This is a genomic window from Macrococcus equi (assembly GCF_047426745.1).
Classification (GTDB): Bacteria; Bacillota; Bacilli; order Staphylococcales; family Staphylococcaceae; genus Macrococcoides; species Macrococcoides equi.
Map to the genome: position 1 here is coordinate 548,233 of NZ_CP179732.1, position 22,662 is coordinate 570,894.

At 35.4% G+C, this 22,662-nt stretch carries 24 protein-coding genes and 1 pseudogene; 8 read left to right on the forward strand and 17 right to left on the reverse strand.

What is annotated here, in order from left to right; translation table 11 throughout:
* Positions 1-63 precede the first annotated feature (63 nt).
* The 4 genes from ACMGE6_RS02845 to ACMGE6_RS02860 form a co-directional block, all read right to left on the reverse strand.
* The gene (locus ACMGE6_RS02845; RefSeq protein WP_414054382.1) at positions 64-1,236 is read right to left on the reverse strand and encodes a PAS domain-containing protein; all 1,173 of its coding nucleotides are present in this window, start codon (positions 1,234-1,236) and stop codon (positions 64-66) included.
* A 91-nt stretch (positions 1,237-1,327) separates the two neighbouring features.
* The gene (locus ACMGE6_RS02850) at positions 1,328-1,618 is read right to left on the reverse strand and encodes a GNAT family N-acetyltransferase (protein WP_414054822.1); all 291 of its coding nucleotides are present in this window, start codon (positions 1,616-1,618) and stop codon (positions 1,328-1,330) included.
* A gap of 6 nt (positions 1,619-1,624) precedes the next feature.
* Positions 1,625-1,981: a hypothetical protein gene (locus ACMGE6_RS02855; protein ID WP_414054383.1), complete on the reverse strand. Its 357-nt coding sequence runs from the start codon at positions 1,979-1,981 to the stop codon at positions 1,625-1,627.
* Positions 1,982-2,115: 134 nt separating this feature from the next.
* A complete protein-coding gene (locus ACMGE6_RS02860) occupies positions 2,116-2,700 on the reverse strand; it encodes an HD domain-containing protein (RefSeq protein WP_414054384.1) in 585 nt (194 codons plus the stop codon).
* 134 nt (positions 2,701-2,834) lie between these two features.
* On the opposite strand from ACMGE6_RS02860, the gene ACMGE6_RS02865 reads away from it, so the two are divergent.
* The 5 genes from ACMGE6_RS02865 to ACMGE6_RS02885 all read left to right on the forward strand — a co-directional run bounded on the left by ACMGE6_RS02865 (position 2,835) and on the right by ACMGE6_RS02885 (position 7,364).
* The gene (locus ACMGE6_RS02865; protein WP_414054385.1) at positions 2,835-4,229 is read left to right on the forward strand and encodes an L-cystine transporter; all 1,395 of its coding nucleotides are present in this window, start codon (positions 2,835-2,837) and stop codon (positions 4,227-4,229) included.
* A 112-nt stretch (positions 4,230-4,341) separates the two neighbouring features.
* A complete protein-coding gene (locus tag ACMGE6_RS02870) occupies positions 4,342-5,961 on the forward strand; it encodes a MutS-related protein (protein WP_414054386.1) in 1,620 nt (539 codons plus the stop codon).
* A gap of 34 nt (positions 5,962-5,995) precedes the next feature.
* Positions 5,996-6,433: a GNAT family N-acetyltransferase gene (locus ACMGE6_RS02875; protein WP_414054387.1), complete on the forward strand. Its 438-nt coding sequence runs from the start codon at positions 5,996-5,998 to the stop codon at positions 6,431-6,433.
* Positions 6,434-6,587: 154 nt separating this feature from the next.
* Positions 6,588-6,950 (forward strand): DUF3147 family protein, encoded by a 363-nt coding sequence (locus tag ACMGE6_RS02880; RefSeq protein ID WP_414045058.1) that lies wholly within the window; start codon positions 6,588-6,590, stop codon positions 6,948-6,950.
* Between the two features lie 15 nt (positions 6,951-6,965).
* Positions 6,966-7,364: a DUF3147 family protein gene (locus ACMGE6_RS02885; RefSeq protein ID WP_414054388.1), complete on the forward strand. Its 399-nt coding sequence runs from the start codon at positions 6,966-6,968 to the stop codon at positions 7,362-7,364.
* A gap of 46 nt (positions 7,365-7,410) precedes the next feature.
* Here the strand turns inward: ACMGE6_RS02885 and isaB are convergent, their stop codons facing one another.
* The 6 genes from isaB to ACMGE6_RS02915 form a co-directional block, all read right to left on the reverse strand.
* A complete protein-coding gene (gene isaB, locus ACMGE6_RS02890) occupies positions 7,411-8,052 on the reverse strand; it encodes an immunodominant staphylococcal antigen IsaB family protein (RefSeq protein WP_414045060.1) in 642 nt (213 codons plus the stop codon).
* Between the two features lie 120 nt (positions 8,053-8,172).
* A complete protein-coding gene (locus ACMGE6_RS02895; RefSeq protein ID WP_414054389.1) occupies positions 8,173-9,165 on the reverse strand; it encodes an ABC transporter ATP-binding protein in 993 nt (330 codons plus the stop codon).
* A gap of 76 nt (positions 9,166-9,241) precedes the next feature.
* Positions 9,242-10,291 carry an LLM class flavin-dependent oxidoreductase gene (locus tag ACMGE6_RS02900; RefSeq protein ID WP_414047566.1) on the reverse strand — a complete coding sequence of 350 codons (1,050 nt, stop codon included), beginning with the start codon at positions 10,289-10,291 and terminating at the stop codon, positions 9,242-9,244.
* 145 nt (positions 10,292-10,436) lie between these two features.
* Positions 10,437-10,637, reverse strand: a complete 201-nt coding sequence (gene copZ / locus ACMGE6_RS02905; protein ID WP_414054390.1) for a copper chaperone CopZ — start codon at positions 10,635-10,637, stop codon at positions 10,437-10,439.
* A gap of 33 nt (positions 10,638-10,670) precedes the next feature.
* Positions 10,671-13,046, reverse strand: a complete 2,376-nt coding sequence (locus tag ACMGE6_RS02910; RefSeq protein WP_414054391.1) for a heavy metal translocating P-type ATPase — start codon at positions 13,044-13,046, stop codon at positions 10,671-10,673.
* An 8-nt stretch (positions 13,047-13,054) separates the two neighbouring features.
* Complete coding sequence (locus ACMGE6_RS02915; RefSeq protein WP_414054392.1) at positions 13,055-13,345, reverse strand: metal-sensing transcriptional repressor; 291 nt, start codon at positions 13,343-13,345, stop codon at positions 13,055-13,057.
* Between the two features lie 144 nt (positions 13,346-13,489).
* Between ACMGE6_RS02915 and ACMGE6_RS02920 the strand changes: the two genes are divergently transcribed.
* Positions 13,490-13,789: a hypothetical protein gene (locus tag ACMGE6_RS02920; protein ID WP_414045066.1), complete on the forward strand. Its 300-nt coding sequence runs from the start codon at positions 13,490-13,492 to the stop codon at positions 13,787-13,789.
* Positions 13,790-13,835: 46 nt separating this feature from the next.
* On the opposite strand, the gene ACMGE6_RS02925 is transcribed toward ACMGE6_RS02920, so the two are convergent.
* From ACMGE6_RS02925 to ACMGE6_RS02935, 3 genes and pseudogenes are all read right to left on the reverse strand, one after another.
* Positions 13,836-15,704, reverse strand: coding sequence for a hypothetical protein (locus tag ACMGE6_RS02925; protein WP_414054393.1), 1,869 nt, complete (start codon positions 15,702-15,704; stop codon positions 13,836-13,838).
* Positions 15,705-16,057: 353 nt separating this feature from the next.
* Positions 16,058-16,459, reverse strand: coding sequence for a universal stress protein (locus ACMGE6_RS02930; RefSeq protein ID WP_414054394.1), 402 nt, complete (start codon positions 16,457-16,459; stop codon positions 16,058-16,060).
* A 5-nt stretch (positions 16,460-16,464) separates the two neighbouring features.
* Positions 16,465-17,655 (reverse strand): annotated as a pseudogene (locus ACMGE6_RS02935) (SulP family inorganic anion transporter); the annotation flags it as partial.
* A 126-nt stretch (positions 17,656-17,781) separates the two neighbouring features.
* Between ACMGE6_RS02935 and ACMGE6_RS02940 the strand changes: the two are divergent.
* On the forward strand, positions 17,782-18,831 hold the full coding sequence (locus tag ACMGE6_RS02940) for an ABC transporter permease (protein WP_414045069.1): 1,050 nt from the start codon (positions 17,782-17,784) through the stop codon (positions 18,829-18,831).
* A gap of 9 nt (positions 18,832-18,840) precedes the next feature.
* Complete coding sequence (locus ACMGE6_RS02945; RefSeq protein WP_414045070.1) at positions 18,841-19,515, forward strand: ABC transporter ATP-binding protein; 675 nt, start codon at positions 18,841-18,843, stop codon at positions 19,513-19,515.
* Positions 19,516-19,744: 229 nt separating this feature from the next.
* Here the strand turns inward: ACMGE6_RS02945 and ACMGE6_RS02950 are convergent, their stop codons facing one another.
* The 4 genes from ACMGE6_RS02950 to ACMGE6_RS02965 all read right to left on the reverse strand — a co-directional run bounded on the left by ACMGE6_RS02950 (position 19,745) and on the right by ACMGE6_RS02965 (position 22,638).
* Positions 19,745-20,260 carry an NAD(P)H-dependent oxidoreductase gene (locus tag ACMGE6_RS02950; RefSeq protein ID WP_414054395.1) on the reverse strand — a complete coding sequence of 172 codons (516 nt, stop codon included), beginning with the start codon at positions 20,258-20,260 and terminating at the stop codon, positions 19,745-19,747.
* A gap of 5 nt (positions 20,261-20,265) precedes the next feature.
* Positions 20,266-20,826 carry a DapH/DapD/GlmU-related protein gene (locus tag ACMGE6_RS02955; protein WP_414054396.1) on the reverse strand — a complete coding sequence of 187 codons (561 nt, stop codon included), beginning with the start codon at positions 20,824-20,826 and terminating at the stop codon, positions 20,266-20,268.
* A gap of 114 nt (positions 20,827-20,940) precedes the next feature.
* On the reverse strand, positions 20,941-21,411 hold the full coding sequence (locus tag ACMGE6_RS02960) for a peptide-methionine (S)-S-oxide reductase (protein WP_414054397.1): 471 nt from the start codon (positions 21,409-21,411) through the stop codon (positions 20,941-20,943).
* A 15-nt stretch (positions 21,412-21,426) separates the two neighbouring features.
* Positions 21,427-22,638 carry an NADH:flavin oxidoreductase/NADH oxidase family protein gene (locus ACMGE6_RS02965; RefSeq protein ID WP_414054398.1) on the reverse strand — a complete coding sequence of 404 codons (1,212 nt, stop codon included), beginning with the start codon at positions 22,636-22,638 and terminating at the stop codon, positions 21,427-21,429.
* Between the last annotated feature and the right edge of the window lie 24 nt (positions 22,639-22,662).

Below are 22,662 nucleotides of genomic sequence, written 5' to 3' on the forward strand. Positions count from 1 at the left end.
CATACAAAAATAGTACCCGAGTTATACTCGAGTACTGACTAAATTTTTCACGTGAAACGTCTATTAAATATCTCTTTTTACAACACTGGGCAATTCCATAAACGGTTGTATATCCTGTACGTATTCTAATATGCCTTGATATTCTCCTACTTCATCAAAAACACCTTTGTATGTCACATAAATATATTCGTTGCCTTTTTTAAACCACATCGTTACGGTTTCCTGTTCTTTATTCTTAAGTTTGCGCATCACTTGCATCATCTTCTTCAAACTTTTCGGAGGATGACAATTCGCTACGCTTCGTCCAATTGAAATTGGTGTTCGTATAAACATCATATCTTGAGATGCTGTAATTTCGTTAAAGTATTTAAACAAACCATGTTTATCAACAAACGTAATTTCTAAAGGAAGATTATTCAGAATCAGTTCCGCTTCTTTTAATGTTAAATAGCCGCCACCGATTTTAATATTTTGATTGTTGTCTGCTGATTGTTTATTGCCTTCATATACTCTATCTTGATCCGTCCAAATTTCAGGTACACTGACCGCATAACCAAACGCTTCACTCTCGCGTGCAATTGCTTCAAAATCATGTGGTTCAAAGATTTCCTGAATAAATGGGATTAGTATATCTTCTTCATGTAACATCATTTGTTTCATATCATGATAAAGGACGTCAAACGACTTTCTAATATGCTTAAATTCAATCTCATCGATTCGTTTCAAACGATTTTTAAGTTGATGGTACGTCGCACGAATATCATCATCCATCGCCCATACTTTTCGATTTAATGTATACACTTGTTTACGTTCGAGTATTGGAAATATTAGTTTCTCTTTGCGGTTATAATGACCATACAGATTTCCTATTATCGCCAAATCATCTGCCACAATCGAGGCATCTTTATCCTGCTCAAGTGTTGCTGACTTAATATTTATCTGATCTAACATCTCTTTAAATAACTCATTTTCGCGCTTTAATATATTGAGTGGATGATTATCATCTAATGAGATATAAACATTCTGAATCTCTTCATTCATATGCTGATTATATGATGCTATAAGCTCATGAATTGATTCGATATCAAACTGACCTTCTGTATAATGTACCTGGATGATTGCTTGCAGAAAGTCTACTAATGATACGCCTTCGAAATATGATAAATCAAATTGTTCTTTATTTTGAATAGCTGTTAATAGCGTTTTAATATTATTTGAATGCTCAAAATTTAGCATAACACACCTCTATTTATAAGATACATTTAATATACACCTTATCCATCTACAGATGTGTCTATAGTTTAAACCTTCACAAAATCGTCTCACCTCACCACACAAAGTCTTCTTTCTTAAGTAAACTGTAACGATTCATATCGCGAAATTCATCATATAAAATGACCTCTTGTTTATCAACACCCACAAACTCAAATCCAGCTTTCTTCGCTACTCTATTACTTGCTACGTTATCGATATCCACTTTTATCGTAAGCTTATTTAATCCCAACTGATAGAATGCAAAATCACAAAGCGTTCTGACCGATCTCGTTGTAATCCCTTGACCCGTGAAATCTTTTCTTAGCCAGTAACCAATCTCTGCTTTCTTGTGAACTTGGTCGATGGCATGTTAATCAAGCGCACCAGAAAGTTCTCCATTCACGAAAATTAAAAATAATCTCCCCGTCCCTTGTGCAAATTCGTTTATCATCTTTTTAATAAAAGCAGTTTCAATAGCTGGTTCAGTAATAAGATCAATGAACGCTAAATATTCTCTTAAGTGATCGCGATTATCATCTATTAAATGATATAACTCTTCAGCATGAAAATATTCCGCCTGTACTAATTCAATACGCTCATCAACTACATTAATGTAATCAACATCTTCTTCACCTTCATGAAATACTTCTTTCCAGTTAGTGATTTTAAAATAACGACCTAAATTCGTTTTTTCGGTTTGAATATAATGACCATCGATCACCCTCAATAAAAACTCCATATTAAAACTATCATTAGAACATGTTTCCGTAATAATTTGCTTTATTAAACTCCCATTCATCACTTACCTGGAAATAAGGTGCCGGTTTGTCGATACCGAAATAAATGAAAGTATTTATCTTACTACTCATCCCTCAACAATCCTTTCTCAACACATCTATCAATGATTTCTTCTGCAAGTTCCCAGATTGCTGGGGCATCGTCTTTAATGAATATTTTCTTACGTATTACTTGTGACTTTGTTAGATTATAAGGATTATAATTCTCATCACTCACTTCATATAAATTAATCAATGCAATCAATGCATCTATGACGCGTGCATATTTTGCATCATGAGCTTCACCTTGTTCAAATGTTGTCCAAAGTTCAATGATTTCCTTTTGATGTTCATTGTCTAGCATTGATACCACTTTCTTTAGAGATGAAAGTTCTCTATCAAACGAATCTCTCTTCCCTTCATCATCAAACACCCATGTATCCCCTGCATAAATTTCTCCTAAATCATGTACAAGCAGCATCTTGATTACTTGATTAATATCTACCGGTTCAGGATAAAATTTTTCAAACTGCATTGCGACTAACGCCGCCTGCCATGAGTGTTCGGCACTGTTCTCATACCTGCCATCCAACGTATCACTTTTTCTCTGGATTGTTTTTAATTTTTCTAACTCCCTGGCAAAGTCATAAACTTTTTGTATTTTTTTCATAATACGCTCCCGAAATAAATTTTCTATAAATTAAAATAAAAAAGTTTTAAAAAAATGAAAAATCCTCTTGTCTAAATTATACATTAAAGGTAACCTTAAATTACAATTTTAAATTTTTATGGAGGTATAAGCCAATGACAAATGGGTTTATTTTTTTAAACGTCTTAATTCTTAGTATTCTCATAGGAATACTTATATTCATGAATCGAAAACATGTTTCTTTCTCTAAACGTGTTTTCACAGGAATGATTCTTGGTATTCTATTAGGTATTACAATCCAATTGATATATGGCACAGATTCTAAAGTCACTATTGGAACGCTCGACTGGTATAGCATTGTCGGAAGTGGTTATGTACAGTTATTAATGCTTATTGTTGTACCTTTAGTAATGGTTTCAATCATTCGTTCAATTATTAACTTAAATACGACAGAGAAATTAGGTAAAATGGCTGGATTAGTCATCGGAATATTAATCACTACAACTTTAATTGCAGCAACAATTGGTATTGCTTCTGCATTATTATTCGATTTAAGTGCGGAAGATATTCACATTGGTCAGGATCAGAAGATGCGTGGTAGTGAAATAGAAGATAAATTTGATACAATGGAACAAAAAACCACGCCTCAGCGTATCGTTAACTTTATTCCTAGTAATGTCTTTATGGATATGACAGGCGCACGCCCAACTTCAACAATTGCTGTCGTAATATTTTCTTTCTTAGTGGGTATCGCAGTACTTGGCGTACGCAGAAAACAACCAGAACAAGCAGCCATGTTTACAAGTATGGTGGATGCAGTATTTGCTGTTGTCATGCGACTCGTAACAATCATCTTGCGATTAACACCTTACGGAGTCCTTGCATTAATGGCAAATATGATCGCCAGCACAAATTTCGCAGGAATCATTGAACTCGGGAAATTTGTTTTAGCTTCATATGTTGCATTAGGAACGATGTTTATTGTTCATTTAATTATTATTGCCTTAACTGGACTAAGCCCAGTTCAATATTTAAAGAAAGTATTCCCGACACTAGCTTTTGCATTTACTTCTCGTTCTAGTGCTGGTGCCATTCCTTTAAATATTTCAGCGCAAAAAAATGCTTTAGGGGTAGACGAGGCAACTGCAAATATGTCTGCATCATTTGGTGCAACGATGGGACAAAACGGTTGTGCTGGTATTTATCCAGCAATGCTCGCTGTAATGATCGCACCTACTGCTGGAATTAATCCGTTATCTCCTGAATTCATAGTACAACTTGCAATTATCACTGCAATTAGTTCATTTGGTGTTGCAGGTGTTGGTGGTGGTGCAACATTTGCTGCAATCATTGTACTCTCATCAATGGGATTACCAATTGCACTTGCAGGAGTATTAATCACTGTTGAGCCACTTATAGATATGGGGCGTACTGCTTTAAACGTCAATGGCAGTATGTTATCTGGAACGCTCACTTCAAAATTTTTAGGTCTATTTAATAAAGATGTTTTCAATGATAAGTATGCTGTAGTAGAAAATACCGAAGTATAGATATTAAGCCATCCGTTATCTTTTATGGATGGCTTTTTAATTTTCCATTTGTTTTAATGAATAATTTTGTTACGATAATATCAACTAATATTTTACAGAAAGTTGGATTTTTATGCCTTTATGGGGAACGTATACAATCATTGCGCTAGGTATTTTATTATTTGGTATCGGACTTGCTATAAGCGACAAAATAAAACGACATCAAAAAATCAAGAAATTATGGGAGAACCAGTCCAATCTTTATCGTCCTAAAGGTAATCACATTAAGTATCATCAGTATTTTGATTTTTTAAGAGAAAATGAATCAAGTTATATTGATGATGTGACGTGGAACGATCTGGATATGAATCGTGTATTTAGTAAGATGAACTATAACTTCACAACTGTTGGTGAGGAGTATATGTATGCGGCACTGAGAAATGCGCCAAATCACACTGTCAATGAGTCATTAACTGATGTTATAAACACTAACCGTACAATTCGCGAGAAAATATCATTCATCCTGGCTGATTTAGGTAGAAGTACGAATAATAATGCGAGTCGTTTCGCCTTTAAAAATAAGTCGTACGAAAAATATAATCCTTTAATGATTTTTATCAGTTTACTACCCTTCTTAAGTTTATTTTCATTTGCTTTCGGTTTAAGTATCGGTATATTCACGGTCATCTTTTGTATCGGAATTGTAATGTCATTATCCTTAAGTTTCAAATCAAAAACTGAATTACTTTATAGTGATTTATTTTACGCAGTAAATATTATTGATACAGCAAACAAGTTATTAAATTTAAAGCAAAGTCATCAGGATATTACGCCCCCTAAAATTCGTTCAATTAAATTTTTAAGCTATTTAATGTTAAGTGATGATAATAATGAAGCGAACATCGCTCTCCAACTTATCAATGCGTTAAAGATGTTATTTATGACGGATTATCATATTTATCACTATGCCTTACGCATCTTAAGAAAAAACCAACAGTCATACTCAAGCTACTTCCAAATTGTCGGACAGTATGATTTAAGTTATAGTGTCGCCATGTACCGACAAACTTTACCGTATTATGCATTACCTGAAATTGGTCCTTTGCATACTGAAGAGATGTACCATCCATTGCTTATTTGTCCTGTAGCGAATGATTATTCGCATCATCAAAGCGTATTACTGACAGGATCAAATGCCTCAGGTAAATCAACATTTATGAAAACTGTTGCACTAAATATCATACTTGCTCAAGGGATTAATACTACAGCAAGTGAGGTGTTTCATTATCAACCTGGACTTGTCTTAACTTCAATGAATTTAGAAGATAGTTTGGCTAAAGGTGACAGTTACTTTATCGCTGAAATCAAATCAATTAAACGGATTATTCAAGCAATCGATACATACGATGTTACTTATGTCTTTATCGATGAAATTCTTAGAGGGACGAATACTAAGGAAAGAATAGCTTCAGCCACAGCTATTTTGAATCATATAAGCAGTTATAAACATACGTTATTATTTGCGGCTACGCATGATATCGAATTAACAGAAATTCTAAAAGATAACTTTGACTTCTATTTCTTCAGAGAACATTTAACAGAAGACAATGACGTAGCATTTGATTATGTAATCCGCAAAGGGGTTACGACTACTTCTAATGCTATTGAATTAATGAGAATTCATCAGTACCCTGAACACCTCTATCATGAAGCAAAAGAACAGTTAGCTAAACTAAAAAATCTGAATACGTGAGAATTAAAAATATTATAAGAGAGGAACATACTACATGATTAACATCCGCTCATATAAGCCTTCTGATGTATCACAAATGCCTAAATTATTCAGTGATTTAGGGTACCCATGTGATACCCCTACTATCAAAAATAGATTAGAAAATATTTTGAAACATGAAGATTATTATGCCTTAACAATGTTAAAAAATGATGAAATCATAGGATTTTGTGGATTTTGTAAGATGTATATGTTTGAAACAGATCAAACATATATTAGGATTCTTGCTTTTGTAATTGATTCAGACTATCGTGGAAAAAAATATGGTTCTACTCTTTTAAAGGCTGTTGAAGAAATTGCATTTCAACTTAACTCTTCAATCGTAACATTTAATAGTGGCAATAGAAATGAAAGAGATATTGCCCATAAATTTTATAATAAAAATGGGTATGTTATTAAATCCTCAGGATTTATAAAAAATTTAAATAATTAATTTCAACTCCATTCTATATAGAATGGAGCTTTTTTTAATTGTGACAAATATATGAATGATACAGCTTCCCCCTTTACATTAATACAGAATGGGCGTATCTTTATATGTGAAATAATTCACGTTTAAAAAATAAAAGAAAAGAAGATGATTTTTTATGTTCGGCATATCAATAGCAGGTTTAATTCTCCGCTTCATCATTGGTGGAATCGCAGTTACAGCCGCTTCTATCATGGCAGGAAAAGTAGGAGGTAAGCTTGGTGGCATTATCGCAACAATGCCTGCTGTGTTTCTCGCAGCAATTCTCTCTTTATCTGTTGATCACAAAGGTAGTGAGCTTGTCACAGCTTCTATGAACTTAAGCAGTGGTGCAATTATGGGTATCACAAGTTGTATTTTCACAGTAGCGCTTACTTCTATCTACGTAACAAAAAACGGATTCAAAAAAGGTGCAGCGTTCTCTGTTATCTGCTGGTTCATCATTTCATGCACATTATTCGCAATAAAAAACTTATACTAAAGGAAGTCTTCATTCATGAAACCTAGAATATTATTACTTAAATTTTTAATTGGTGGTTCTACTGTCGCATTTAGTTATATCGTATCTTGTATCATTCCATGGAAAGATTTCGGAGGTATATTCGCTACATTTCCAGCAGTATTTTTATTATCTATGGTTATTGCCGGATTCGAATATGGCGACGAACTTGCGAGTCATGTATGTCGCGGCGCGATATTTGGTATGACTGGTTGCTTGTGCTGTATTTTAGCAACTTGGGGTATGTTAAGTTCAACAAATAACTGGCCACTCAGCATAATAGTTGGTCTTATCATATGGTTCACTAGTGCCTTCATGATTTCTACAATTGTTGCAAAAGTCGCTGAGTTTAGCAAACACAAAACTTCAACAAAACACGTTACAATCCATAAATAAAAATAAGGCAATGCATCCATCAGGGAGCATTGCCTTATCTTTATTATTAGTAAGTAACTTTAGCAGGATTAATTTTAATAGAAGTTAAGAATCCAGCTTTATCAAAGTTAGCTGAGTATGAACCGTATTTAGTTTTGAATGTTGCAGTTGATTTACCAGTTTTAGCTGTTTTATCACTTAATAAAGTGTTTGCAGCATGCGCTTTTAAGAAGTCAGCTTTTTTAATAACACCTTTTTTCACTGGGAAACTCATAGATGTAATTACACCTTTTGTTTTGTAGATTGTAGTGTCATTTACTACAGATTTAACTGGTTTAGATTGAATCACATTATTTTTTGTAACTGATAAATTGTTTAATTTAAAGTTACCGTAGTTTAACGCTTGTACAAAGTATTTGTCTAATTCAAAATCAGCATTACGTGCAGTATAACCATTATAGTTGTAATATGGTTCTGTTACTTTTGTAGCATCTTTCGTTGGAGTTGCTTTCGTTGTTGTTGTTTTTGTGCCTGCTTTAATTTCTCCGCTTTTTACTTGATCAGTTTTAGTAACAGTTGTTACTACTGTTGTCGTCGTTGTAGTTTTTGTTGTTGTCACTGTATCAGCTTTCGCAACATTTAAACCTGTTAATAATAATGATGATACTGTACCTGCGATTATAAACTTGTTCATAGTATTTGTTTTCATATTCATTCTCCTAATTGTATATTACTTTAACAATTTCATATTACTGTCATTTACAACCTCTGTCAATTTATATTCTAAAAGATAGGACTAAAGTATGAGAATGGATAACTCAATGATTTATTATTTAATGAATTTTAATATATTCTTTTCATCTGCCTGCAGATATATAGATTCTCCTGTTACGTTACAATCTTTTGCATAAAATTTTATGACGTGCGCTCTTTTATCGATTGCTATCACTAGTGTATCTTTGCCAGTTTGTTCTATTCGTTTAACTGTAACTGGATAGCCACTTTTTGCCATCCTTAAATGTTCAGGTCTGATTCCTAAAGTCACTTCATCACTTATTTTAAGTGCTGCATTTAACTGTTGTGCATCTGTTTGAGGTATATCCAGCAGGTTCATCGGAGGTGTCCCGATAAATGAAGCCACAAAGATATTTTCAGGATGTTGATAAATGTCATGCGGTGTATCATATTGCAGAACTTTCCCTTCATTCATCATCACGATTTTATCACTCATAGTTAACGCTTCGTTCTGATCATGCGTCACAAATATAGTCGTAATTCCTAACTTTCGCTGTAATTCAAGTATCTCTTCACGTAACGTTAATCTGAGTCTTGCATCCAGATTTGATAGCGGCTCATCTAACAATAATATTTCCGGTTCACGCACGATTGCCCTGGCAATTGCTACACGTTGCTGTTGTCCTCCTGACAGTTGATGCGGCTTTCTATTTAATAAATGTTCAATATTCATTAGACGTGCTGTATGTTCAACATTTTCTTTAATCTTACTTTTGGCGTATCGTCTCATCTTCAATGGAAAAGCGATATTATCAAATATCGTCATATGTGGATACAAAGCATAATCCTGAAACACCATACCGATATTTCGGCTTTTTGATTGTATATGCGTCATATCCTGACCATCGATAAGTATTGTACCTGTCGTTGGTTGAATCAATCCAGCTAACATACATAGCGTCGTACTCTTACCGCAACCTGATGGACCTAGAATACTTATAAATTCTCCAGTATTAATCGTAAGGTTTAAGTTGTCTACAGCCGTCGTATCTTTAAATGTCTTGGTGACATTCTTAAATTCAATCATACGCTTCCTCACTTTATCGTTTTACATATTATTAGCATATCAATAATCGAGGATAGACGCATGGATAAACATACACTTATTTATCTTTAAAATATCGATCTACAATCGGCTTCACCTGTTCACCAAACATTCTGATAGCCTTTATTGTGTCTTCATGCGGCATAGATCCTACTGGCATTTGAATCATAAATCGTTTAGATCCCAATGACTCTACCGTATCAATAATTTTCAGAGCAACAGTTTCCGGACTTCCTACATATAATGCACCATGTTCAACCTCATTCATAAACATCTCTTCACTATACATTGGCCAACCACGTTCTTTAGCTAGTACATCGTGACTTGATTTCGTTGACGGATAAAATTTACGATATGCTTCTAAATCAGTATCAGCAACGAATCCCCATGAATTTGTCGTCACAAACATTTTGGACAAATCATGTCCTTTTTCTTTAGCAACCGTTTCATAGAGGTTAACATTTTGACGAAATCTTTTTGGATTACCACCAATAATTGCATAAGTGATGGGCAAACCTAATTCTGCAGCACGAATTGATGATTGTGGTGTCCCACCAGACGCAATATTTATCGGTAGTTCTTGCTGCACAGCTCTCGGATAGACACCAAGATTATCCAAGGACGCACGCGTTGTACCATGCCACGTCACTTTTTCTGATTGATTAATTTTCATCAATAAATCCAGTTTCTCTTCGTATAAGATTTCGTAATCATTTAAATCATAGCCAAACAAAGGAAAGGATTCGATAAATGAACCACGCCCTGCCATAATTTCAGCTCGTCCATTACTCAGTGCATCAAGTGTCGCAAATCTTTCATACACACGCACAGGATCATCTGACGACAGTACAGTAACTGCCGTCGAAAGTTTGATGTTTTTTGTTAAGACAGCTGCAGCTGACAAAATACTTACAGGGTCGCTCACTGCATAATCAGCACGATGATGTTCTCCTAAACCATAGATATCTAATCCAACCTCATCTGCAATCTGAATTTCCTCTACGATATTACGAATACGCTCATCTGCAGAAATCTTTTCAAAACTACCATTTTCATTGTAACGGGTTCTATTATCTCCAAATGACGTTATGCCTAATTCTATTTTCATGTTATACCTCTTAAATATACTTTTTATACTTGATATATATTATATATTTATTTTTAAGAAATGCAATCTTTTCCCGCTATAATTTTTAGCATACTGGATCAAAAAAATTGTCACACTAAAATGAGTGTGACAATCGCTTCTTCATTTATTCAACGTCGTAACCTTGCGCTTCGATTGCTTCTTTCATAGCGTCTAAAGACACGTTTTCTTCATGCTCCACAGTAACATTTGCTGCTTCCAGATCAACTGCAGCTGACTGAACACCAGCAAGTTCAGTAACTGCACCTTCGACAGCTTTTATACAATGATCACACGTCATACCTTGAACTTTAATAATTGATTCCATTCATATTCCTCGCTTTCAATTGTTTCTTGTTATTTATCTTATCTTAACATTTTTTAGTCTAAGAGCGTTACTTACAACACTTACCGATGACATCGCCATCGCAGCACCAGCAATCCATGGTGCAAGTAATCCAAGTGCTGCAATAGGTATACCGAGTATGTTATAACCAAAGGCAAATCCTAGATTTTGTTTAATATTACGTATTGTAGCACGACTTATCTTAATCGCTTCAGGAATCAGCGTGAGTTCTCCTCCAAGAATCGTTACATCGGCTGCTTCTATTGCAACTTCAGTACCTGTACCGATTGCTATCCCTATGTCAGCAAGTGCTAAGGCGGGTGCATCATTGACACCATCACCCACCATCGCAACTTTTCTCCCTGACTTCTGCAAAACCTTAATTTTATCAGCTTTATCTTCCGGTAATACTTCAGCAATAACTTCAGCAATACCTACAGATTGAGCAATAGCCTTTGCTGTCACTTCATTATCACCGGTAAGCATTATTACATTAATATTCATTGCCTGCATTTGTTGAACGGCTTGTATAGCAGTCGATTTAACGATATCCTGAACAGCAATTATTCCTAGACACTCACCATCTACAGCAATCAGCATCGCAGTCTTTCCTTCTGCTTCAAATTGTGTCATTTCTTTTTGTACTGTAGCTATATCTATAGCCTTATCTTTCATTAATTTTCTGTTTCCAATAAGAATAATGTTGTCATCTATTATCGTTTTCAGACCATGTCCAGGTATTGCTTCGAAGTGTGCAGGCTCAACTAATCGGATTCCTTTATCTTTCGCATACTTCACGATTGCTGTGGCAAGGGGATGCTCAGATGCCTGTTCACTGCTTGCTAAATACTGTAAAGTCAGTTCATCTCCGATATAATCGGTCACTTCAGGTTCGCCTTTCGTGATTGTCCCGGTTTTATCTAATACTACGGTATCAATATCATGCGTACGCTCTAAATATTCCCCACCTTTAAATAAAATCCCGGTCTCTGCTGCTCGTCCTGTTCCCACCATGATAGAGGTAGGGGTGGCAAGACCTAATGCACATGGACAGGCAATTACTAACACCGCTATCGCAGCAACTAGTGCAGATTCAAACTGACCAGGTGATATAAATATCATCCATAGGGCAAAAGTAATGATTGCAATCAATATAACAATAGGAACAAAGTATCCTGCAATAATATCTGCCAGTCTTTGAATCGGCGCTTTAGAACCTTGTGCTTCTTCAACAATTTTCACAATAGATTGTAGTGCTGTATCACGCCCAACTTTCGTCGCTTCTATCTTTACGCTACCGTTTTTGTTCATCGTAGCTCCGATGACGTCATCTCCTGTTGATTTTTCAACTGGAATAGATTCACCTGTCAACATAGCTTCATCTATTGAAGTGCGACCTGCAATAATCACACCATCTACCGGTATTTTCTCACCTGGTTTAATAATCAGGATGTCTCCTGTAATTACTTCCTCAACTGGTATCATTACTTCCTGTGCCTCACGCACAACCCTTGCTTCTTTCGCCTGTAGATTAATAAGCGCCGATAACGCATTAGTCGTTTGTGACTTTGCACGTGCTTCTAAGTACTTTCCTAACAATATTAACGTAATAAGGACTGCACTCGTTTCAAAGTAGAGATGGGGTACATAGTCAGGGTGCTTTATCGTCTTTAACCCTTCGTACACACTGTAAAAGAATGCGGCACTCGTACCAAGTGCTACAAGCACATCCATATTGGCACCGCCATTGCGTAAGTTTTTATATGCACCTACATAAAATTGCCAGCCAATAATAAATTGAACCGGAAAAGCGAATATCAATTGGAACCATGGATTCATTAATAGATGAGGAAGGTGAATGCCAAACAAATGAGTCAGCATCGTAAGTAATAATGGAAATGATAAAACTGCTGAAATCATCAATTTAATTTTTTTTGATTTTAAATTTTTCTGTTTACTATCATCACTTACTTGTTTATTACGTACTTTAGCACTATATCCTAACTTACTGATGATGCGGATAAGATCATCCACATTTAAATTTCCCGGAAAATAGTCAATATTCGCTTTCTCTGTCGTCAGATTAACGGTAGCACGCTGAATATCTTCTTGTTTATTCAGCACTTTTTCAATACGGCTTGAACACGCTGCACAAGTCATACCTGAAATCTCCAGTTCGACATGTTCAGGTTGCACATAATACCCTAACTTTTCAACCTTCGCCGAGAGATCTTTAACCGTAACTTTTGATTCATCAAAATGAACATCAGCTTTCTCAGTAGTCAAATTAACTTGTGCATCTACACCGTCCATTTTATTAAGCACTTTTTCTATGCGACTTGAACATGCAGCACACGTCATACCCTCTATAGGTAACGTTACTTTCTTCATCCTCTCACCTACTTTCCGAATTGGCGTAATACTTTCATCAATTCTTCGATTGACGATTCTCCTTCACCACGTTTAATAGCATCACTCATACAATGCTTCATATGTCTTTCAGTCACCGAGAAACCAACTTGTTTAAGTGCTGATTCAATCGCACTGATTTGAATCAATATATCCACACAGTAGCGATCCTCTTCTATCATCTTTTGAATACCACGTACTTGTCCTTCAATTCGCTTCAGTCGTTTGTTTAACTTCTCCTTTTCTTCCTCATCGCGCGTTGTTGTCACATGTTTATCCATTATCTTCATCCTCCCCATACCCCTATACCGTATATGAAGTATATTATACCCCCTCTCCGTATAAATCAAGTGTAATACATAAATTTATGTTTAAAACTGCATGAATAAGGAAAGATAACTATATAAACCAAGGGGGGATTAATAATGACTATTGATGATTTACATAACGTAAAAGCTACTGATAATCACGAAAACTATTTAGGCAAAGGGATTCAGCACGCAACAGAACGCTATGGCAGTGCTGACGAAAAAGATCCATCAACTTTAACAGATGATCCTGGTAATCAACCTGGTACTGTGGGTAAACATGAAAGTCCACTTAATCCAGAAGCGGGTGTAAGAGAAAACGCATTAGCAAAAGCAGATAAATATGTCGAAGAACGTTTTACAGCACCAAAAGAAAATGATCCTGCTTATCAAGCAAAACATAGTGATCCACTTTAATATAAAAACAGGAGCTCACAGCTAGCGCTATGAGCTCCTTTTAAATTTATTTATCTGCAACTTTTGTATAAGTAATATTTTTACCTTTATTTGCAGGTACTTTGAACTGACTTAGATCATTCACTCTGACAGCTACTGCTCCTTGAGGACGAAGTTGTGCCGGTACACGATCAGCATATAACGTTTTTAAATTCTGGAATTCAGCTTCACTACCTAAGCTGTATTTACCTGATTTATCATGTTTCAGTAAAGCAACACGGAAGTCTGTCATAAACTGTCCTACTGATTTTGTAGGATCTACATATTTATGAATCGCATTTTGCAGTGCATCGTACGGTGTACCTTGATAATTTAAAATTTCTTTATACACACCATCATGATTGCGTGCTTGTTCATTTAAGTACTGACCAAATAAATATGATAATGAATAGTTAGATAATGTGTCTCCACTACGTGACCAAATTGTTAGTGAATGACCATTTTGAATGTAACTAGAATTGTTGTAGTAATCAATTCGGTCTTCAATTGGACCTGAATAAATATGTTCAGCAGCCATAGAGAAAGCTTCATTTAAATACGTTTCCATCATACGATTTTGTTTTAAATATTGCGCATTAAAGTTAACCATATGCTGGAATTCATGTGCTAACGTTGAATAAATACGTTCCACGTTTCTTGGTGTATTTTCTTCAAGACTAGGGTCATATCCCATCGATGGATATGTATCCATATAGAAGATCTCACCTTTATTTGAACCTGGTTCATTTAATAAGTCTGTACCATCGAAGTAACCTCCTACATATCCATAAGAAGATACACCGAAGCCGTCTTTAATATCAAATAATAAGATATTTACTTTACCGTTACCATCTAAATCTGATTCTTCACCAAAGTTATTGTGAATAAGCGGTGCGATTTTTTCATCAAACTCTTTACCTACTTTTGCAGCATCTGCTCTTGAAACCTTTGGATCCGCTACCCAAACGTAAGCTTTAGTCCCTTTATATTCTAAAGAGCCAGTCGTTTTTTCCTGTACTTCACGTCCACCACTCATATTAATCGTTGTAAATGACTTCTTATCACCTAAATTATAATTTGTGATATAACGTAATGGACTCTCGCTCTTTGTAATTTTTGAAGCATCTGAAGCTGCATCAGAAATCTCAAAAGGACGGTCAATCATATATGGCTTTTTAGGTGCTATCAACTTTAGGTCACGTTGAACAATTGATTCTAATTGGTTGAACCCAGTAGGTTGAGCATCCGTATAGCTATCTGACACAAGTTCATTATTCACGATGACTGTACCAGCACCCGTTTGAGGTTTATCCGGTGTTTCAGTTGTAGGTTCTTCTGCTGTCGGTTCTTCAGTCGTTGGCTCTTCTGCAGTTGGTTCCTCTGTTGTTGGTTCTTCCGGAGAAGTTGTCAGTTCAGGCAGCTCAACTTTTATATGTTGTGCATTATTCGTAAATAAACCTTCTTTATTTGCTGCACTTAAATCAATATACATAAATCCATCATTTTTAGAAATATCATTAATATCTACTTCATATTCTAACGAAGTAGAATTTTGATATTTTATATTGTCAGTATATTTCTGTAATTCGTTTAAGCTCCCATCATTAACTAATAATCGCGCATTGAAGAATCCTTCTTTAATAATTGAGCGTGATGCATAATCAAAAGAGAACACTACTTTATCCCCAATAACCTTCGCACCCTTATATGTCACGTTATGACGTTCATAAAGCCCGTCTCTCACTAATATTGTGCTACCTTCAGTTAGATTTCTATAGTCCGATACTACACTTTTCTCAACTTTTGCAGCTTCGGCAAAATGTGCAGGAATGACAGTTGAGCTTAAGATTGACGATACAAGTAAAGCACTGCCTAATGATTTAGAAAACTTCTTCATGATCCGGTCTCCTTGAAATTTTATTTTTTGTAAATTTGCAAATTACATCCTAATTATATTGACAGCTACTCAAAATGTAAACACTTTTTTAACATTTTAATCATACTTAATTAACCCCAACTAAAAAGTATCAAACAACATAATTTTTTATCATTAATACACCATTACGGTATACCGTAATGGTTTTAAAAACACTTAAAAATCATTGATATAAATAGATTCATATAAATCAACAATTCTATAAGTAATTTTGTATTTTTATTTTTGGACAAAAAAATAAGTTAACATTTTGTTAACTTATTTCCCGTCTCATATTAACCTGAGTATCATCAATAAAATTTTTAGAAATATTATTATTTTACGACGAGTATAGGTATAGCGATCTCTTTAATGACTTTTCGACTCACACTTCCCATCACCATTTCCTGTAATGGATTAAGTCCTCTTGAACCGATTACAAGAACATTATAGTTATGTCGTTTTACATTTTGAATGATGACATCTTTAGGGATGCCATGTTCAATCATTACATTAAATTCATTCGCCTTGTTTTCATATAAATCGATAATTGGTTCAAGCAATGCTTTACGTTTATCGCTACTACTTTGTTCACTATGCAATATGGCATCTTTTGAATCTTCATGCGAGACAACACTTAATAAAGTATACTTCGATGCATTTAATTTTAGTGCCTCCTCGGCTGCTCGGTAACTATTCTTCGAACCATCAACAGCAACAACAACGGATTGATACATGTTTATACCTCCTTTAATTCATTACGTTTAAATATAAAATTAATCACACTGCCGACTATCACACCAACTGCTAAATTATGCGTTAGAAGGACCAGTCCAATTGTTACAAGTACTACAACTCTGTCCAGATTATTTGCCTGTCTCAAAAACTTAAAACTACTCCAGTCAAATGTACTGAATGATACGACAACCATTATACCCGCAAGGATAGACATTGGGATTTGAACAACATAATGGCCCAGTACAATAATTAAAAACATCAAGAAGCTTCCTGCAACAAGAGATGACAGTCTCGTTGTACCGCCTGACTTCAAATTCATCACAGATTGTCCAATCATCGCACAACCCCCAATGCCACCGAAAAAGCCTGCTATAATATTGGCAATCCCCTGACCACGAGACTCAATATTTTTATCACTATCACTTTCTAACGCATCATCAACAATTCGAGCTGTCAGTAAGCTTTCGACTAATCCTACTACGGCCATCGATAAACTATACGGTAAAATAATGAAAAGTGTTTCCAGATTGAAAGGAACATGTGGTATTAGAAAATGCGGTAAAGCTCGTTTAATTTCACCTAAATCTCCGACCGTTCTTACATCCGCATGCGTTATGATAGAAACAATAGTTAGTAACAAGACTGCAATGAGCGGTGCAGGAATTTTAGTAAAATATTTCGGAACGATATATACGATTGCAATCGTTACTGCAGCAAATATATATGTTACACCTGTTAAGCCAAAAATATGTTGTAGTTGTGATGTAAAGATAAGGATCGCTAATGCATCCACAAAACCCATCATCACAGTATTTGGAATGAACTTAAGCAGATTCCCTACTTTTAGCATTCCAAAGATCACCTGAAAAATACCCATTAATATTGTTGCCGCCAGTAAATATTCCACACCATGTGTTTTTACTAACGGAAAGACGAGAAGTGCTATCGCGCCTGCTGCTGCAGAAATCATGGCAGAACGTCCACCAGTGAATGCGATGGTCACCGAAATAATAAACGATGCATATAATCCGACCATGGGATCGACGCCTGCAATCACAGAAAATGCAATCACTTCAGGCATTAATGCAAGTGCTACCACCATACCTGCTAATATATTGGCAAATGGCTTATCTAGCCATTCTCTTTTTAAATAAGTTTCCAAAAATAATTCCTCCAATTTTTTAACAATATTCATTATACATTTTATAAGTCGCGCAATGTAAGGTTTTCATTCAATCTATTACAACTTAACTTAATGAATGATAGTAGCATGCTATTTATGTTATATTTAAAGTAATACATTTTAGAAAAGGGGTAAATTATGTTCTTAGCTTGGAAAGAAATCATGCACAACAAATTAAAATTCTCACTCATCATTGGTGTGCTTGTACTGATTTCATACTTACTCTTCTTAATTTCCGGATTGTCTAACGGATTAATGGGTATGAACAGAGAGGCCATTGACAAATGGGATCCAGATGCAATTATCGTCACAAAAGAATCTAATAGAAACTTAGCACAGTCAGTCATGGATATTGACGCATTGGATAATAAGTTCGATAAGGTTGCACCCATTAAAAATCTTGCTGTTATTATTGCTAAGGGTGACAAAAAGCAAAATACTTTACTCTTCGGCATTGATAAAGAAACATTCGTCAATCCAAATATTACAGAAGGTAAAACATTTAACAAAGACTTTGAAGTCGTGGCAAACGATGGATTAAAGCAAAAAGGGTTCAAGATTGGTGACAATGTAGATATTGCGGGTAGTGATGAAGATTTAAAAATCGTAGGTTTCACTAATAACGCAAAGTATAACGCAGCAAATGCTTTATATTCTAACAACACTACAGCAGAGAAATTATCGATGAATCGACTTAAAAGTAAAGCAAATGCATTCTTAATTAAAGATAAAAACTATAAGTCCGTAGATATCGACAACGACTTTGAAGCAATTGATAAAGAAACATTTATCACAAAACTGCCAGGGTATACTGAACAGAAACTTACACTCGATGTTATGAGCTATTTCCTGTTTACAATCGCAACATTTATTATCGGGATATTCTTATACATACTAACTATTCAAAAAGCCCCAGTATTCGGGCTACTTAAAGCTCAAGGTATTAGCAATGGATTTTTAGCACGTTCACTGATCATCCAGACATTGATACTATCGGTTATCGCAGTTATCATTGCGCTCATTCTAACGATTATTACAGCAAACGTAATCCCTGACGTTGTGCCTATTAAATTCGTCTGGAATATGATTGCAATTTATGCTGGTGTCATTATTTTAACAGCAGTACTTGGCGGACTTTTCTCAATCCGATCAATTCAGAAAGTCGATCCACTTAAAACGATAGGATAAGGTGATATTATGGTATTAACATTAAAACAAGTCAATAAATCATTTGGTAGTGACCAGACGTATGTTGAAGCGTTGAAACCTGTCGACTTTGCTATACAGTCCGGAGAAATGGTCGCAGTCATCGGACCATCAGGTTCAGGAAAAAGTACATTTCTAACTATTGCCGGATTACTTCAGCAACCTACAAATGGTCAAATCATCATCGGTGGCGATGATGTGAGTAAGCTTACAGAGAAACAACGTGCAAAAGTGAGATTAAAACAAATCGGTTTTATTTTACAGGCTTCTAACTTAGTACCGTTTTTAAAAGTAAAAGATCAGTTTAAATTACTCGATAAAGTGAATAAAGAGCACATTGATCAACAAACATTTAACGCTCAAATCAAGCAACTTGGACTGGAAAAAGTACTAAATCAATTTCCAGCTGAACTTTCTGGTGGACAACGTCAGCGTGTAGCAATACTGAAAGCAATGTATACAAATCCCGCACTTATCTTAGCTGACGAACCTACTGCAAGCTTAGACGGTAAGCGTGCGGTTGAAGTCATCCAAATGATTAGAGATATAGTGAAAGGTAGTCAAAAAGCAGCAATCGTTGTCACACATGATACGAGATTGCTAGAATACTTTGATAAAGTGTATCATATGGAAGATGGTCACTTGAAAGAGCAAACAGAAATATAAATGATTAATGTAAAAACGCCCGGTTCATTGATGAACCGGGCATTTTTATATTGTTTTTGCACGGTTTGAACTCGAACTGGGCACTTTCATATGTCATTTGCACGGTTTGAACTCGAACTGGGCATTTTCATATGTCATTTGCACGGTTGAACCTCGAGCCGAGCACTTTCATATATCTTTTGCACGGTTTGAACTCGAACTGGGCATCACACCATAAGGAAACAAAGCATTATTTAACGAAATTAATATATGCTGTACTACTTTCCATTAGAGCGTCATCAGTTAACTCATATGCTGTTCCGTAAAGTGCGAAATAGCCAACATAGTTCGCACCGATATAATTAAATGTTGCCTCAAATGGACTCAGTAAAGCATCAAGTGTGAAATGATTCGAGCCGTTTTCGCTATAATCTACCTCATTCGAACCAACCGTCACACCAATACCAAACGATTTCCCCTTTAACTTAGTTCCTTCTGGCCCATATGCATAATTGTACAGGAACACTTCATCAAGATACTGCTTTAATAATGGCGGACTACTATACCAGTAGAATGGGAATTGGAAGATAATCTTATCATAATTTAATAAACGTTCCTGTTCATTTGCCACATTAATCTTTGATTCAGGGTATAACGCGTATAAATCAATGATATCAATCTCTTCTTTCATCAAACTGTCCATCCATAATCGATTGACGCGTGAATGATTCATGTCTGGATGCACGATAATTACTAATGTTTTCATATGTATTACTCCTCAATTCTTTTTATCACTTTTGCAGGTGATCCTGCAACAATCGTATTTGGCGGTACATCTTTTGTTACTGTTGAATCAGCTGCAACGATTGAATTCTCCCCAACTGTCACACCTGGTAATACCGTTACATTCGCACCTAACCACGCATTCTTCTTAATCAATACCTTATTTACTACTAAACCACGACGCTTTGTTGGATCTACGATATGATTGACAGAAATAATTCTTGCTGACGGTCCAATGAGCACATTATCCTCAATTTCAATGCCACCTAAATCAACAAATGTTACATTCTTATTGATGAAGATATCTTTACCAAACTTAATATGGCGGCCGTAATCAGTATAAAATGGTAATGAGACAACGACACTTTCATCGATTGACTGGCCTGTCATTTCACCTAGTATTTTTAGTACTTCTGAGTTTGTTTTAAACCCATTATTAATATCAAATGATAGCTGTTCGTTGTTTCCTTTATGTGCATGGATTTCAATATAAATCGGATCATCTTTCAATATTTCAATATTTTGAATACGTTCTAATAAACTCATCATGTTCACTCCTTTTATATTCATTTTACTATAGCCTTTGAAAAACCATTAAATAAAAGCACTATAATGGCTGATTCAAATCAGCATTCATTATAGTGCTTCATGCAAGTGATTCATTTATTTATATTTTCTTATTACGTCGTGTGGAATATGGCAATAATCATTCGGATGTCTGTCTAAATAATCCTGATGTTCATCCGCACTACGAATATAATTTGTGAGTGGTTGAACTTCAACCATTATTTTATCTTTATCAATTCTCTTGTTAATAAATGCTTCTGCCTGTTCCAGATGTTTAGAATCTTCGCTATATACACCTGTTCGATACTTTTCCCCAATATCAATGCCTTGTTGATTCAAACTGTATGGGTCAATGATAAGAAAGAAATCTTCCATGATATTGTGTACTGATGTAACTTCCGCATCAAACGTTACTTTGACACATTCTGCATAACCATCATATTCACCATCCAATGTATCTGACGTACCATTTGCTCTTCCCGCTTCAGTTAACACGACACCTGGCACTGTCTTCATGAATGCCTGCACTCCCCATAGACATCCACCTGCGATATATAACGTTTCCATCGAACCCTCCATAAATTATCTTCTTCTCTTCGTAAATGCTCTCGTTCCATGTACTTTAGCTAAGTCAAATAACGGACTCCACGCATTTGTATGTATTACAGGAGTTTGATCATTACCTAATTTTCTAATTTGTTGTTCATAATATGCAATGCCGATAAATCCACCAAACATTTTATCCAATGCTTTTACTTTAGTTGTCAGTCTCGGAATCGTCATATCTTCATACGTTCCATTTTTCAATTGATTTGGTAATTCCGGATTTAATACAAGTGGTCTTGCAATACCTATCATCGTTACATTTGTATTCGTTATCGCATCAATCATACTTTCTTGTTTGCGGAATCCACCAATCACTGCAATCGGCACGTCTACCATCTCACTTATTTTTTTGGCATAGTCTAAGAAGTATACTTCACCATCACCCATCATTTCAGGCTTCTCATAATCTCCGCCTGAAATTTCAATATGATTAATACCGAGTTCCGCCATCTTTTTTATGACTGCGATTGAATCATCTAATGAGAAACCTTTATCATTGAAGTCTGTTGAATTGATCTTCAAGCTGATTGGGAAATCTTCTCCAACTGCTGCTCTCATTTCTGTATAAATATCAATTAAGAATTGCATACGTTTTTCTAAAGTTCCACCATATTCATCAAAACGTCTATTGTCACGAGATGATAAAAATTGGCTGACTAAGTAACCATGTGCACCGTGAATCTGCACACCGGTAAAACCTGCTTTCTTCGCAACAACTGCTGCTGTAACAAAGCGTTCAATCGTTTCTTTAATTTCATTGATTTTCATTTCACGAGGTGGATTAAATGCACTACCTGCATCTCCTCCAATCGGTATAGCACTTGGTGCAATTGGTTGCTTTGATACTGATTTAGGACTTTGTTTACCTGGATGATTAATTTGCATCCAAATATGACTACCGTTACGTTTACCAGCGTCTGCCCAACGCGTTAATATATCTAGATCTCTATCATCTTCAATGACGACATTTCCAGGCTCACCAAGATAACGTCTATCAACCATTACATTACCTGTAAGGGACATCCCGATACCACCATCAGCCCAATGTTTGTAAGCATTAACGAGTGCTTCTGTAGGATGGTGCGTTTTATCACCCATCCCTTCACTCATTGCACCTTTATATAATCTATTTTTAATCGTTACACCGTTACTTAATACAAGTGGTTCGAACAATTTTTCTACTGACATCAATTTCACTCCTATTTTTAAATT